Genomic DNA, 13,645 nt, shown 5'->3' with positions numbered 1-13,645 from the left:
CATGACCCAAACTGCAATTTCCATACGTGTTTATAGCTTCTACCTATTTTTAATGGGGCTAGGGCTTGTATTGGTACCCAATCTTCTTCTACATTGGTTTGGTTTTGCAGACACCAAAGACATTTGGATTAGAATGCTGGGGCTATTCACTTTTACCACTGGCATTTATTATTTCTATGCGTCTGCACACCATCAAATGGCTTTTTATCAGGCCACCGTTATTGGCAGGTTATTTTTCTTTTTGATGACCATTGTTTTTGTGTTTGTGTTCCATCAATCTTTGATGTTGGCAGTCATTGGTAGTGTTGATTTGGTTGGTGGCCTCTGGACTTATGCCACTTTGAAGCGTTATCAACCGTAAATAGAAAGTAGGCCTTCTAAAAGCGCCAACAAGCATTGTATAATTATTAAATATAAATGGTATTTGTCAACGCAAATTCATGTGATATCATCATTTATTGTAGCTTTAATGGTTGTTTTGCTTAAGGTGCTTGTGGGTTGTTTACCTGTGTGGTGCTTGCTTGCGACCAAACATTGCATGATTGCGATACTTCGGGAATGATTTGTGTTGGATTGCTTTTTGATCTTGTAACAAATTCTCAGACCTCGTACAGAAATTCGATCAATCACCTACTCATCCTCATGCTGGCAATTGCTTCCAATAAGGCAGCCAACAGACTGCCATGCAAAGAAAAACGCCCATCGGCCCTGTTGCTGTTTTATTATAAAGCTTGGTTAATAGTTATCTTCGCAGTAATGAAAGCATTAGTGTATAAGAGTACAGGTAGCTGGTATATCGTCAAAACTGAAGCGGGGCGGGTATTGAATGCACGTATCAAAGGCGTGTTTAAAATTGATGGGCTTACGTCTACCAATCCCATTGCTGTGGGTGATGAAGTGGATGTAGAGATGGAAAACGAGCTGGAAGATACTGGCACGATTACCAATATTTATGACCGTAGAAATTATGTGGCGCGCCTTAGTCCACACAACAAAAATAAACATCATATAATTTCCTCTAATCTTGACCAAAGCCTACTGTTTGCCACCCTCAAAGATCCTAAAACATCTACTGGTTTTATCGACCGCTTTTTGATTGCCTGTGAAATGTATCATTTACCTGCCATTATTGTATTTAACAAGGCCGATACCTATGGCAAAAAAGAGCTTGACCGCTTTGCTGAACTCAAAGCTATTTATGAAGCCATTGGCTATACCGTGATATTGGCTAGCGTACAAAAAGGTACAGGTTTAGATGCCATCAAAACCTTAATGCACGATAAAACTACTTTATTGAGTGGGCATAGTGGCGTGGGTAAATCTACTTTTATTAATGCGATTTTTCCTGAGCTAGATTTACGCACACAAGAAGTAAGCGACTGGAGCGGAAAAGGCTTGCATACCACCACTTTTGCTGAAATGTTTGACCTACCCTTTGGCGGTAAAATTATAGATACACCTGGCATCAGAGAACTAGGTTTGGTAGATATTACGAAGCAAGAATTGAGTGGCTATTTCCCTGAAATGAATGCTTTGCTTAATAATTGCAAATACAATAATTGTATGCACACCAACGAGCTAGATTGTGCCATTAAAGACGCCGTGAACGACAGTACCATATCGATAGATCGATATGCGAATTATCTAAAAATATTGGATACCATTGAAGAAAAGACTTGGTCTTAACCTTGCTGCTTTTTAGCGAGCTTTCTATCTCTTTTCAACTGCTTTAGCATGGCTTTGTATTCTGCTTTTTCATAGGGTGTTTTAGGCTTGTAGCCCGGCTGTTGCAAAGCAAAAATTTTCTCTGCACCAATAGGTGGTACATAAGGTCGTTTGCGAAAAATGCTACAGCTTGCTAAGCAGATTATTAGGGCGAAGGCAGTCAGTATCTGCTTCATATTGGTAGGTATGTATGTTTCATTAATCGCTAACCTTTCAGTGTTAACAGCGAAAATACTTTATTTGTTCTCATTATATGCTTCAAACCAACTGGCATATTTCACATAATTATTGGCTATTCTATCTATTTCGCCACTAATTAATTCTTTAGAAATCTCTTTTATTTTTTTTGCTGGTACACCAGCGTAAATGGTACCTGCTTCTACCACGGTACCTTCGGTAACTACTGCGCCAGCAGCAATAATCGCATTGCTATTGATAATACATCTATCCATCACAATTGCCCCCATCCCAATTAGTACATTGTCTTTTATGGTACAACCATGTACTAGTGCGTTGTGTCCTATCGATACATTGTTGCCAATCACTGTTGGGTTTTTCAAATAAGTACAATGTATCACTGCCCCATCTTGTACATTCACCTTATTACCCAAGGTAATGGTATTAACATCGCCACGAATCACGGCATTAAACCATACACTACAATCATCACCTGTTACGACATCACCCACAATAGTAGCATTGGGCGCTACAAAACAATTGGTGCCAAAAGCAGGTGTTTTATCCAGTACGGTAAGTATATAAGCCATGTGATTTAATTTTTAATTTGAAGATTGAAGTTAAAAGTAGCTAGAAAAAATGATTATCGCATGAATAGAAAGGGTAGTAACTATTTCCTAAGTTAACTTTGTTATCTTATACGTTTTTATTGTGTTAAACTGGCAACTACAAATCCCAAATTTCAAACTACCATGTCGCTTCGTAACCAATTTTTAAACCATGTAGCCCAAACATCTGAAGCACCTATCGGCTTAGAAATGGCAAAGGCTGAGGGTATTTGGCTTTATGATAGCCATGGCAAGCGCTATCTTGATATGATCAGTGGTTTTAGTGTTGCCAATATTGGGCACAGTCATCCTAAAGTAGTGGCGGCCGTTCAGGAGCAAGCCGCTCAGTATATGCACTTGATTGTGTATGGCGAATATATTCAGCAACCGCAAGTAGCATATGCCACTTTGCTGACAGCATATTTACCACCTTCCCTCAACTGCGTGTACTTTACCAATAGCGGTGCAGAAGCCACTGAAGGTGCCATGAAATTGGCGAAGCGCATTACCAATCGAAGCAAGATTATTAGTTGTAAAAAAGCCTACCATGGGAGCACACAAGGTGCATTGAGTGTGATGGGCGATGAGTATTTTAAAACCGCTTTTAGGCCGCTTTTACCAAATATTTACCATTATGAATATGATAGCGAGGATTTGCTTGCTGCCATAGATAGCAGTGTGGCTTGTGTTATCTTAGAAACTGTGCAGGCAGAATCTGGCATTGTAAAACCGTCTGCGACTTGGTTACAAGCAGTGAGAGAAAAATGTCATGCACATTGTGTATTATTAATTTTAGACGAAATTCAGGCAGGTTTCGGGCGTACTGGTAGCTTGTGGGCTTTTGAGCAATATGGCATTGTACCAGATATTTTACTTTTAGGCAAAGCCCTTGGCGGTGGCATGCCATTGGGTGCTTTTATCGCTGATAAGCGCCTGATGGGTACGCTAACCAGTAATCCTGTGCTAGGTCATATTACTACTTTTGGGGGGCATCCTGTTAGCTGTGCAGCGGGAATGGCCGCTTTTCAAGTGTTGCTGGAAGGTAACTATATTGCTGCTATCGCTGAAAAAGAACAACTGTTATTACAACATATTCAACACCCGATGATACAAGCAGTGCGTACCGCTGGCTTGTGGATGGCTATTGAGTTTGATAGTTTTACCACCAATCATGCGGTGATCAAAGCCTGTATTGCCAATGGCTTGATAAGCGATTGGTTTTTGTTTAACGATAAAAGCATGCGCATCGCACCACCCCTTATTATTACCAAGGAAGAATTGATTGCTATGTGTACCACCATTGTGGCGGCCATTGACACCATTAGTAAGCAAGCACACTAGTCTTGTTTTCGTTTGGTATTTGAAGGCTTAAACTGTAAATAACTTGGCAAGAGCGTTCGTTTACGGTCTGTTTCTGGCTTTTGGTACTCTACGTAATAAATTTTAAGAAGAATTAGAAAATAAGAAATAATCAAGGGACCAAAAATTAAACCTGTAATCCCAAACGACCTTAACCCGATAATCACCCCCAAGACGGTGACAATAGGATGCACATCGGCCATCCGTTTGGCCAATACAAAACGGATCACATTATCACTCGTACCAATTACCAATAAGCCCCAAACGATGACAAAAATACCCTGCCAAGTATGACCTTGCGCCAATAAATAAATACTGGTGGGTAGCCAAATTAAGCCTGTTCCCACTAGAGGAATAACAGAAGCAAAACCAGTAACCACTGCCCAAAAGCCTGCATCGCTGACGCCAGCAATGAAATAAGCCAAAAAAGCGAGTAAACCATGCATCACACATATTAACGGTACACCTACCGCATTGCTAAAGGTTTGGGCTTTTAATTCGTCGCCAAAAAGCGCCATTTTATTACGCTTAAAGGGCAAATACAATATTAAAGCCGCTTCCAGTCTGCCTGCATTAACAATCATAAAATACAGAAAAAAATACATCATGCTGATGGTCGTGAAAAAATTAAAACTACCATTTAACACAGTAGACACGATTTGCGTTCCGAAGCTTTGAATCTTGGCTAAGCTTTCTACCGAGATAATATTTACGCCAAAGCGCTGTTGTATGATGTCACCAAAATGCTTGATAGGTTTTATGATTTCATCGGGTTTTGCTGCCACTTGTATCACTTTGCTATAAATCATTGTCGCAAAGATCCCTATGGGCAAAAGGATAATAAAGAACGACAGGATAATCACTAAAATCGCCGCTTTATTGCGCTTCCAATTCCATTGTTTGCCCAACCAATATATCAATGGTTTACTCAATACATAAAACATGACCGCAGCTAGAAACGCTGTAAAAAATTCCATTAACGACCAAAGTAATACTGCGCCAAAAACAATGATTACTGCTAAAAAGAAATAGCGATTGATTTTATAGTCCTGATTATTTTCCATGTAAATTGTGTTTGGTACGATTTATGCAAAACTGTGCCAAGTTATTATTCTAGTAAATGTATGTAAAGCGTTATAGTATGAGCAATAAAAAGTTTTTAGGAGGCCTTATTTTGGGCGCAGCCGCAGGGGCAGCCATAGCGTTATTTTTATCTAGCGATAAAGGCAAGAAACTGATGGCAGACGCCAAGCATCAATGGGCGGACTTAGGCGACGAACTCGACCAATTCATCCACGAGCGTCTAGTAAAATTAGATGAGATGGAGGCGAAAATAAGTGAGGCGTAGTTTCAACAACTACACCTCATATAAGTATTATTGCGTTCAATTTTTATAAAGCCATCTCTTCGGCGGGCTGCTTGGTGATATATCTTGCTATTTCTGCTGCCTTTTGTTCACCAAGAATGATAAAAGAGGCTTCGTGTTTGGTTCTACTACCTCTACTGGTTTTGTCACGTTTTTTATAGCGAATATGCAGTCTGCCTTCATGGGGATAATCGAAACCTGCAATTTTAACAGGTTCATAATGCACATTTTCAATATCTATCCTATCGATTCTAAAGTTGCGACTACTTATCGACTGAATACTTTGATCGAATAAATATTTTTTTTCTACCGCACGCACATATTTTTCCTTAAGGTAGGAATAGGGATTTGAGAAAGAACCTCGTGGGGTATTTTTCTCTGGCGTTGCTTGTGCCCATAAGGTAGGCGTATTTTCAACACTGAGGCTCTTATTTAATTCTAAGCCAATTAAAAAATTTTTGGTTACTAAAATTAAGAATACGCTTTTACCAAAAAAAGCATGCTGCTGTAGGCCAATCAAATGATTGGTATCATCGAAAATAAAGTCTTTCAGAGTCATTTAGAAGGGTATTTTATGAGCCAACTCATTGGTTCTTAAACACTGTGAAGGTAACAAGAAGCTATATCAAGCCGTATTAAATTATCCTAAAAAAAGGGGGGTTTGAGCGTAGTACTACACAAAAAAGTGTGTAGTACTACAAAGCGGCCGTTCTATATCATGCAAATTGCGCATACCATCGCGAAAAAGGTCCATTTAACTACATCAAAAGGCCTACAAACAAGTTATAAATTATTCTCATCGCTAGTTTTTGTCTCTTGCCACCTATCAATATGCAATTGTTCAAAAAAATCGGTTGCTGCCATTTCTCTTACTTCTCCTGGCTGCAAATTGCCAAGCTCTATCCCTTCAATACTTGTGCGAATGAGGCGAACACAGGAATGGTGAACCGCAGCCACCATTTTACGCACCTGGTGGTATTTACCTTCGGTTAAAGTAATAGATAGCCAAGTATAGGGCAAATCTTCTCGCTGCCGAGAGCCGCCCACAAATAAATCGGCTGGTGGCGTAACAATTTGTACATCGCAGGGCGGCGTGGTATAGCTGACCCCACCTTTAATGATAATAGAAACACCTGTTTGCAATTGCAACAAGGCTTCAGGGCTTACCTCGCGGCGCACTTTTACCAAGTAGGTTCTTTTGTGCGGTATTTGACTTTCAAACAATAGTTTGGTAACCCTTTTATCGGTCGTAAGCAATAACAAGCCCTCAGAATGATTGTCCAATCTGCCGATAGCATGTGTCCCTTCTGGAAAATCAAAATCTACATCACCAAGCAGGCGCACTTTATGCGAACTAATAAACTGCGATACCATATGATAGGGTTTATTGATAACAAAATAGCGATGCATCATGGCGGGTTAATAACTTGCTTAAGAGGGTGCAAATAAACGTTTGTTATTTGGTAAATAGGGATAATAACCCTTTGTGGAGGCAGGTTAGCAATATTCATTAAACAGTATGACAATAGCCTCTTAATAAATAGTATATTGCTGTAAAAATGATGTATGTGCTTAAGCAAGTTTTAACATTTGCTGGGCATCAATAAGCGTAATCTTGCTATCTACATTATTTATACATTACTCTTAGCAACATGAAACGTATAGTAGCCACCATCGTACTATTTGTCAGTTTATCTGCTTTTACCAATTGGCAGCATAATCTTAACGATGCTTTTGCCCAAGCACAAAAAGAACACAAGTATGTATTGCTTAATTTTTCTGGATCTGATTGGTGTGGCCCTTGCATTAAAATGCACCGTGATATTTTTGATAATCCCATTTTTGAAAAATACGCTAGTACCGAATTAGTATTGGTAAATGCTGATTTTCCAAGACAAAAAAAGAACCAACTTAGTAGTGCCCAACAGGCTATCAATAATAGTATCGCTGATAAATATAATACACAAGGCAGTTTTCCATTAACAGTGTTGTTGAACGATAAAGGAAAAGTGGTTAAATCATGGGATGGTTATCCTAAAGCTACCATCAATGAATTTATTGCAGATATAGCAGCGGCAATTGATACTGACAAACATTAAACCGTATGGTCACTGCGCTTCAAACATTTAAGGAAAGCATGCAACTCATGGGCAACCAGTTTGAGATCAGTGTTGTGCACCACGATGCCGCTTGGGCGCATGAAGCCATAGCCATTGGGGTTGCGGAAATACAACGTATTGAAGCTTTATTAACAACCTATCGAGATAGCAGCGAAACCAATTTAATCAATCAGCATGCAGGTATTGCACCTGTGCAGGTAAGCCAAGAAATATTTGACCTAATTGAACGCTCTATCCGCATTTCTAAAGTCACACAAGGCGCTTTTGATATCAGCTATGGCTCGGTAGATAAACAATTGTGGAATTTTGATACCACTATGAAAAGCTTACCAAGCAAGGCTGTAGCCAAACAAATGGTACGTTTAATTAATTATAGAAATATAGTATTGGATGCCGCCAATACCACTGTATATCTAGCAGAAAAAGGTATGCGGATTGGCTTTGGGGGTATTGGCAAAGGTTACGCGGCCGAACGCGCCAGAATGGTGATGCAAGCCGCAGGTGTAACTAGTGGGATTGTTAACGCCTCTGGCGATTTAACCACCTGGGGCTATCAACCTGATGGTAATCAATGGACCATTGGTATTGCCAATCCTGATTGTGCGCAGCAAATATTTTCATATATGGCTATTACCAATATGGCGGTTGCTACTTCGGGCAATTATGAAAAATATATTCTGGTAGATGGCAAAAAATATTCGCACACTATTGACCCACGCACTGGCCTACCGGTAACGGGTATTAAAAGCGTTACCATTATTTCTACCAATGCTGAAATAGCCGATGCTATGGCAACGCCTGTTACTATTATGGGTATTGAAGCTGGCCTAGATATGATTAATCAAATACACAATATTGAAGCCATTGTTATCGACGATCACAACCGATTATATACTTCCAAAAACATACATTTAAATTAACACACCCTCCTTTATGACAAAAAGCACTAACCGCTGGCAATTAGCAATACTATCACTTATTGTGATTGTATCAGCAACCGCTTGTACCCATGTAAAAGCGTATCAAAAAAGTAGAATCAATGATTCAGAAATGGCATTATCTAGCAGAAATGTACAACACAATGAACTTAATGCGATGACCTACCGCGAAGGCGCTTCTGGTGCTAATGGTGGCAAAACCGGTGGCGGCTGCGGCTGTAACTAGGCATTTTTGTTACCAAAACTTTTAACTACGCTATGTAGCCATTAACAAGCTCAACTAAAAACACATGAAAAAAATCTGTTTATCGGTTGTGGGTTTATTTTTCTTTTGCTTCAAAGCATTTACCCAAACCGTACCCGACTCTATATATGAACCCAAGCCATTAAAGCTTGAAGAAACCAATTTAGTATCCAGCTATTATGTACAGGATGGCAATCACTCTGCTGTAAGAGGTGGTATTGGCGACGAACACGTTGTAGATTTATCTAACGGACTTAATTTAAAGTTTGTTGGTAGAGATATGAGCAATATCAAACACTCGTTGACTTTGGGTTTAGGATTCGACCACCACACAGCCGCTTCCCAAGCTTATGTGGCCAAGTCTGGCGCTTCAAAAACGCAAGGCACCCGTATTTACCCATCGTTAGATTGGTTAAAAGAAAATGAAGCAAAAGGCACTAGTTTTGGGTTAGGCGTTTCTTATTCTGGCGAGTACAACTACCATTCGTTTGGTATGAATGCTTCTGCCTCCGTTAAAACCAAAAACGATGGTCAATTTGACGTCAAAGTGAGTGCTTATTTAGATAAAGTAACCCTAATATATCCATCAGAATTAATCCCTACTAGTAGTACCAGCACTTCTACCAGCACCACTACTACAGCTAGTGGTAGAACGATTGGCGGCGGTGGTGGCGGTTCTAGCTATAGTATTCCAACCTCACCACGTAATACTTTGTCAGGTTCGTTTACCTTCTCTCAAGTGATTAATTCAAGATTACAAGCTAGCATTACCACTGATATTGTAGACCAAAACGGTTATTTAGGCTTACCATTTCACCGCGTATTTTTTTCTGATGGCAGTGAACAAGTAGAAAAACTACCATCCAACCGATTTAAATTACCTATTGGTTTACGTCTAAATTATTTTGCAGGCGATCGATTTATCATCCGTAGTTATTACCGTTTTTATAAAGATGATTGGGGTTTACTGGCGCATACGGCAGAGATAGAAATACCAGTAAAAATTACCCCGTTTTTTTCAGTATCGCCATTTTACAGGTATTACACACAAACAGCGTCGGACTATTTTGCGCCTTATTTAGCGCATAAAAACACCGATCAATATTTTACGAGCAACTATGCCCTCTCGGCATTATCTAGCCAATATATTGGCGCAGGTATAAAAATTACACCGCCAGATGGTATTTTAAAAACCCATTTAAGCTCGCTCGAACTGCGCTATGGCCACTACTTGCAAAGCACCGAATTGGTATCCAATATTATTTCTTTGTCGATGCAGTTTAAATAAGTTTTTATTAATTATGTTAACACAACAGCCACCCTATGGGTGGCTGTTGTGTTTTATGCAAGCCCATATATCCTACCACCAGCGATTTGAACACAAACTACTGCATTTAAGATACAGTAACTGTGCGTGCTTTAGTCAGCTTTGCAGTTCACTAACACAACATTAAATATGAAGTACAAAATTTTAGGCAATACCGGCTTAAAGGTATCAACACTTTGTTTGGGCACTATGAATTATGGTGGAAAAGGATTTTTTGGTTATATGGGCAATCTTGACCAAGCTGCTGTTGACAAACAGATAGCAACAGCGATTGAGGCGGGGGTTAATATTATTGATACTGCCAATATTTATTCAGAAGGGCTTTCAGAAGTGATGATTGGCAAAGCCATCAGCAACCTTTCTATCAACAGAGATGATTTGGTATTGGCCACTAAGGTAAGAGGCTCAATGGGCAAGGGAGAAAACGATAGAGGGCTTTCGAAAAAGCATATTATCCAACAAGTGGAAGCAAGTTTAAAAAGGCTAGGAACAGATTATATTGACCTCTATCAAATTCATACGGTAGACCCATTAACTCCCATTGAGGAAACCATTAAAACATTAGATGACTTAGTAAGAAGTGGTAAAATAAGGTATTTTGGCGCTAGCAATATGGCAGGATGGCAATTAATGAAAGGACTAGCTTATTCGCAATACCATCATTTAGATAGGTTTGTTTCACTGCAAGCCAATTACGCATTGAATGTAAGAGATATAGAGCGGGACATACTACCAGCATTGAAAGACCAAAAAGTAGGCTTGATGGTTTGGAGCCCTTTAAGTGGTGGTTTACTTTCGGGTAAATACAGAAGGAACGAACCAAAAGAAGGCGGCAGACTAACGCATTTTCCATTTCCGCCATTTCATGAACAAAGGGCTTATGATATTATAGAAGTGTTGATACCAATGGCAGCGCAGCTACAAGTGTCTGTTGCACAACTCGCTTTAGCATGGTTATTGCACCAACCTGTTGTAAGTACCGTCATCATTGGCGCTACTACATTAGAACAACTACAGCATAACTTAGCAGCTGTAGATGTGGCGTTGACAGCGGAAGCATTACAACAACTGCATGCGGTAAGTGAACTGCCAGTTGAATATCCAGGGAATGTGCTTGACATTATGACTGCGGATAGAAGTGCAGGGATTGATTTTCTAAATGCTTAAATTTATACACCAAGCGTAGGCACCATTATCTACTGCCTACGCTTTTCTGCTATGACACATCTACCAAATATCGAAAAAATTAGTTCTATCCAAGCACTACACCGTTATATGGGATTAACAAGCCCTGCTAACCCATTAATTACGATTATCCAACACGAAAGCGTACCTACGACAGAACTAGCAAATAGGCAAAGATTACTGCTAGACCTTTATAATATTTCTATCAAAAGAAGTTTCAAGGGCCTATTGAAATATGGCAAAAACCAGTACGATTTTGATGAGGGTACGATGTCTTTTATTGCCCCAAAACAAATCATCGGCATTGAAGGGGCAGCGGATAGAAATAAAGATGGTTGGTCATTGTTGTTTCACCCAGACTTAATTCGGCAATATCCACTTGGAACCACTATTAAGCAGTATGGTTTTTTTGCTTACGATGTTAATGAAGCATTACATCTTTCTGCCGAAGAGGAGAAAACCATTCAAGTCATAGTGCAAAATATTCAACATGAAATTGACGCAAGACTGGATCATTTTAGCCAAGATGTTATTGTATCAAACCTTGCCCTATTGTTAAATTATTGCAACCGCTTTTACAGTAGGCAGTTTATAACTAGAAAAATGGCCACCAATGATTTATTGGTAAATTTTGAACAATTGTTAGATCGTTATTTCACTACGAATACCAACATGACCTTACCCACTGTAGAAAAATTAGCCAAAGAATTGCATGTTTCGGCCGCCTATTTAAGCGATATGCTGCGTCAAGTAACTGGTCAAAATACGCAACAGCATATTCACCATGCTCTAATTGAAAAGGCAAAAGAAATTTTAACCACTACCAATTTATCGGTTAGTGAAATTGCCTACCAACTTGGCTTCGAATACCCACAATCATTCAGCAAATTATTTAAAAACAAAACCAGTATTACCCCTTTGGCTTATAGACATAGTTTTAATTAATTATGAATAGCAGCTGTTCACCATACTTAATTTACTGCTAGCCAAGGCTATGTGGGACACCTAGCCTATATCTTAGTTTTCTCTCATTCTTTCGTTAAACCTTTTGCATCCAACTTTGTCAATTAAAAAATCGTTACTGCATTTATTGTATAAATACTTGTATTATTTTGCAATTAAAACTAAAAACAAGGTCTATGAAACTAAAAAATTTACGCTTTACAGTTTTTCTATTGTTGGTAGGTACCCAGTTTTGTGGTACTTCCCTAGCGCAAACTACCTTCAATTACACGGGTAGTGTACAAACCTATACTGTACCTGCTGGTGTTACAACCATCACGGTAGATGTACGAGGTGCTAGTGGTGGTGTTCCCTATAAAAATGGTGTTAGCTTTCCGGCGGGTGCGGGAAAGGGTGGTCGTGTCGTAGCCACGGTAAGCGTTACCCCTGGCGAAGTACTCAATATTTATGTGGGTGGAAAAGGTAATGATGGGACTTCTTCTACCACCGCAGGTAATGGTGGATTTAATGGTGGCGGAAATGGTTCAGATGCATATAATGTTGGTGCTGGCGGCGGCGGCGGCGCATCAGATATTAGAAGAGGGGGTACTGGCTTAAGTAATAGAATTGTGGTAGCTGGCGGCGGTGGCGGTGCTAATGATTATAATGTTTCTACCGGCAGTGGCGGAGATGGCGGTGGTCTTGTTGGGGCTTCGGGAAATGTTAATGGTGTTTCAAGGGCAGCTACAGGTGGTACTCAAAGTGCAGGCGGTATTGGGGGTTTATTCTCAGGCTATACAAAAGGCGGAGATGGTAGTTTGGGTGTAGGTGGTAATGGCGGTAGTGGTAACGTAGGCGGCGGCGGTGGCGGCGGCTATTATGGCGGCGGCGGCGGTAGCTTTAGTAGTGGTGCGGGCGGTTCTAGCTATACCCTAAGTACAGCAACGAATGTAACACACACGCAAGGTTATAATGCAGGTGATGGCATCGTCATCATTAGTACCAATTTACTACCTGTTACACTGGTTTCCTTTACAGCAACACCATCACAGGGTAATGTATTAGTAGCTTGGACAACCGCTAATGAAATTAATAATGATTATTTTTTAGTAGAAAGTAGTACTAATACTATTGACTGGACATCAAAAGGTAAAATAGCAGGTGGTAAGTCCAGCTATTCATTTGTGGATAGTTTGCCAAGCAAGGGCGAGAGTTTCTACCGTTTAAAACAAGTAGACAAAGATGGCAAATATACCTTAAGCGATGTGCGTTCAGTGGTATTGTCCGCTGATAATAAAAAACTCAGTATCTATCCTAATCCAGTTGTTAACAACCAACTATCGGTTACTATCAATAATACTGTAACAGACAAACTAGCTTTCGTTATTATGCTTACCAATGGAAAGGTTGTATCAACTGGTTTTATTAATAGTAGGTCTAATAATATTAGCGTTGCAAACTTACCAGTAGGTACTTATATTATTAAATTAGCAAGTGGCGAAACAGCTACATTTATAAAGCAATAGTAATAGATCAAAATGACTACCGCTTTGGGATTATTTGTGATAAGCAATTTATCAAGACAAAAAGTATTATAGTACATGCAGTAGTCACGGTAAAAAAAGAGACTTTTAATTTATAGACAATGTACTAA

At 39.6% G+C, this 13,645-nt stretch carries 16 protein-coding genes; 11 read left to right on the top strand and 5 right to left on the bottom strand.

From position 1 onward, the window contains the following. Window position 1: 1 nt before the first annotated feature. Window positions 2-361, top strand: a complete 360-nt coding sequence (locus ACFOW1_RS15080; protein WP_379015416.1) for a hypothetical protein — start codon at window positions 2-4, stop codon at window positions 359-361. Window positions 362-756: 395 nt separating this feature from the next. Further along, the gene (gene rsgA / locus ACFOW1_RS15075; RefSeq protein WP_379015414.1) at window positions 757-1,686 is read left to right on the top strand and encodes a ribosome small subunit-dependent GTPase A; all 930 of its coding nucleotides are present in this window, start codon (window positions 757-759) and stop codon (window positions 1,684-1,686) included. On the opposite strand, the gene ACFOW1_RS15070 is transcribed toward rsgA, so the two are convergent. Both ACFOW1_RS15070 and ACFOW1_RS15065 read right to left on the bottom strand, forming a co-directional pair. Beyond that, entirely contained in the window at window positions 1,683-1,901 is a 219-nt protein-coding gene (locus tag ACFOW1_RS15070) for a hypothetical protein (RefSeq protein WP_379015413.1), read from the bottom strand. The genes rsgA and ACFOW1_RS15070 overlap by 4 nt on opposite strands. Before the next feature lie 60 nt (window positions 1,902-1,961). Beyond that, entirely contained in the window at window positions 1,962-2,492 is a 531-nt protein-coding gene (locus tag ACFOW1_RS15065) for a gamma carbonic anhydrase family protein (RefSeq protein WP_379015412.1), read from the bottom strand. 162 nt (window positions 2,493-2,654) lie between these two features. On the opposite strand from ACFOW1_RS15065, the gene ACFOW1_RS15060 reads away from it, so the two are divergent. Then, complete coding sequence (locus ACFOW1_RS15060; RefSeq protein WP_379015410.1) at window positions 2,655-3,851, top strand: aspartate aminotransferase family protein; 1,197 nt, start codon at window positions 2,655-2,657, stop codon at window positions 3,849-3,851. Here ACFOW1_RS15060 and ACFOW1_RS15055 read toward each other — a convergent pair. Then, complete coding sequence (locus ACFOW1_RS15055; protein ID WP_379015409.1) at window positions 3,848-4,933, bottom strand: AI-2E family transporter; 1,086 nt, start codon at window positions 4,931-4,933, stop codon at window positions 3,848-3,850. The two genes, ACFOW1_RS15060 and ACFOW1_RS15055, sit on opposite strands and share 4 nt — an antisense overlap. A gap of 56 nt (window positions 4,934-4,989) precedes the next feature. On the opposite strand from ACFOW1_RS15055, the gene ACFOW1_RS15050 reads away from it, so the two are divergent. After that, complete coding sequence (locus tag ACFOW1_RS15050) at window positions 4,990-5,217, top strand: YtxH domain-containing protein (RefSeq protein ID WP_379015407.1); 228 nt, start codon at window positions 4,990-4,992, stop codon at window positions 5,215-5,217. Between the two features lie 43 nt (window positions 5,218-5,260). On the opposite strand, the gene ACFOW1_RS15045 is transcribed toward ACFOW1_RS15050, so the two are convergent. Then, window positions 5,261-5,794: a hypothetical protein gene (locus ACFOW1_RS15045; protein WP_379015406.1), complete on the bottom strand. Its 534-nt coding sequence runs from the start codon at window positions 5,792-5,794 to the stop codon at window positions 5,261-5,263. 224 nt (window positions 5,795-6,018) lie between these two features. Then, on the bottom strand, window positions 6,019-6,645 hold the full coding sequence (locus ACFOW1_RS15040) for a pseudouridine synthase (RefSeq protein WP_379015763.1): 627 nt from the start codon (window positions 6,643-6,645) through the stop codon (window positions 6,019-6,021). 242 nt (window positions 6,646-6,887) lie between these two features. Between ACFOW1_RS15040 and ACFOW1_RS15035 the strand changes: the two genes are divergently transcribed. From ACFOW1_RS15035 to ACFOW1_RS15005, 7 genes are all read left to right on the top strand, one after another. Beyond that, window positions 6,888-7,334 carry a thioredoxin family protein gene (locus ACFOW1_RS15035; protein WP_379015405.1) on the top strand — a complete coding sequence of 149 codons (447 nt, stop codon included), beginning with the start codon at window positions 6,888-6,890 and terminating at the stop codon, window positions 7,332-7,334. Between the two features lie 5 nt (window positions 7,335-7,339). Then, window positions 7,340-8,275 carry an FAD:protein FMN transferase gene (locus ACFOW1_RS15030; RefSeq protein WP_379015403.1) on the top strand — a complete coding sequence of 312 codons (936 nt, stop codon included), beginning with the start codon at window positions 7,340-7,342 and terminating at the stop codon, window positions 8,273-8,275. A 13-nt stretch (window positions 8,276-8,288) separates the two neighbouring features. After that, entirely contained in the window at window positions 8,289-8,519 is a 231-nt protein-coding gene (locus ACFOW1_RS15025; protein WP_379015401.1) for a DUF4266 domain-containing protein, read from the top strand. A gap of 64 nt (window positions 8,520-8,583) precedes the next feature. Further along, on the top strand, window positions 8,584-9,825 hold the full coding sequence (locus ACFOW1_RS15020) for a DUF3570 domain-containing protein (RefSeq protein WP_379015400.1): 1,242 nt from the start codon (window positions 8,584-8,586) through the stop codon (window positions 9,823-9,825). A 168-nt stretch (window positions 9,826-9,993) separates the two neighbouring features. Next, a complete protein-coding gene (locus ACFOW1_RS15015) occupies window positions 9,994-11,031 on the top strand; it encodes an aldo/keto reductase (protein ID WP_379015398.1) in 1,038 nt (345 codons plus the stop codon). A gap of 51 nt (window positions 11,032-11,082) precedes the next feature. Next, a complete protein-coding gene (locus ACFOW1_RS15010) occupies window positions 11,083-11,994 on the top strand; it encodes a helix-turn-helix domain-containing protein (protein ID WP_379015396.1) in 912 nt (303 codons plus the stop codon). A 194-nt stretch (window positions 11,995-12,188) separates the two neighbouring features. Next, the gene (locus ACFOW1_RS15005) at window positions 12,189-13,517 is read left to right on the top strand and encodes a glycine-rich protein (RefSeq protein WP_379015395.1); all 1,329 of its coding nucleotides are present in this window, start codon (window positions 12,189-12,191) and stop codon (window positions 13,515-13,517) included. The last annotated feature ends 128 nt before the right edge of the window (window positions 13,518-13,645 follow it).

Source organism: Parasediminibacterium paludis (genome assembly GCF_042651445.1).
GTDB classification, from domain to species: domain Bacteria; phylum Bacteroidota; class Bacteroidia; order Chitinophagales; family Chitinophagaceae; genus Parasediminibacterium; species Parasediminibacterium paludis.
Note: the sequence above shows the minus strand (reverse complement) of the source record. Positions and strands in the feature narration are given on the sequence as shown.

Excerpts from the sequence above, each read along its gene's own strand:
- ACFOW1_RS15080 (WP_379015416.1), top strand. The coding sequence starts at position 2 with ATGACCCAAACTGCAATTTCCATACGTGTTTATAGCTTCTACCTATTT.
- ACFOW1_RS15010 (WP_379015396.1), top strand. The coding sequence starts at position 11,083 with ATGACACATCTACCAAATATCGAAAAAATTAGTTCTATCCAAGCACTA.
- ACFOW1_RS15070 (WP_379015413.1), bottom strand. The coding sequence starts at position 1,901 with ATGAAGCAGATACTGACTGCCTTCGCCCTAATAATCTGCTTAGCAAGC.
- ACFOW1_RS15035 (WP_379015405.1), top strand. The coding sequence starts at position 6,888 with ATGAAACGTATAGTAGCCACCATCGTACTATTTGTCAGTTTATCTGCT.
- ACFOW1_RS15025 (WP_379015401.1), top strand. The coding sequence starts at position 8,289 with ATGACAAAAAGCACTAACCGCTGGCAATTAGCAATACTATCACTTATT.
- ACFOW1_RS15060 (WP_379015410.1), top strand. The coding sequence starts at position 2,655 with ATGTCGCTTCGTAACCAATTTTTAAACCATGTAGCCCAAACATCTGAA.
- ACFOW1_RS15030 (WP_379015403.1), top strand. The coding sequence starts at position 7,340 with ATGGTCACTGCGCTTCAAACATTTAAGGAAAGCATGCAACTCATGGGC.
- ACFOW1_RS15005 (WP_379015395.1), top strand. The coding sequence starts at position 12,189 with ATGAAACTAAAAAATTTACGCTTTACAGTTTTTCTATTGTTGGTAGGT.
- ACFOW1_RS15045 (WP_379015406.1), bottom strand. The coding sequence starts at position 5,794 with ATGACTCTGAAAGACTTTATTTTCGATGATACCAATCATTTGATTGGC.
- ACFOW1_RS15015 (WP_379015398.1), top strand. The coding sequence starts at position 9,994 with ATGAAGTACAAAATTTTAGGCAATACCGGCTTAAAGGTATCAACACTT.
- ACFOW1_RS15020 (WP_379015400.1), top strand. The coding sequence starts at position 8,584 with ATGAAAAAAATCTGTTTATCGGTTGTGGGTTTATTTTTCTTTTGCTTC.
- ACFOW1_RS15050 (WP_379015407.1), top strand. The coding sequence starts at position 4,990 with ATGTATGTAAAGCGTTATAGTATGAGCAATAAAAAGTTTTTAGGAGGC.
- ACFOW1_RS15065 (WP_379015412.1), bottom strand. The coding sequence starts at position 2,492 with ATGGCTTATATACTTACCGTACTGGATAAAACACCTGCTTTTGGCACC.
- rsgA (WP_379015414.1), top strand. The coding sequence starts at position 757 with ATGAAAGCATTAGTGTATAAGAGTACAGGTAGCTGGTATATCGTCAAA.
- ACFOW1_RS15055 (WP_379015409.1), bottom strand. The coding sequence starts at position 4,933 with ATGGAAAATAATCAGGACTATAAAATCAATCGCTATTTCTTTTTAGCA.
- ACFOW1_RS15040 (WP_379015763.1), bottom strand. The coding sequence starts at position 6,645 with ATGCATCGCTATTTTGTTATCAATAAACCCTATCATATGGTATCGCAG.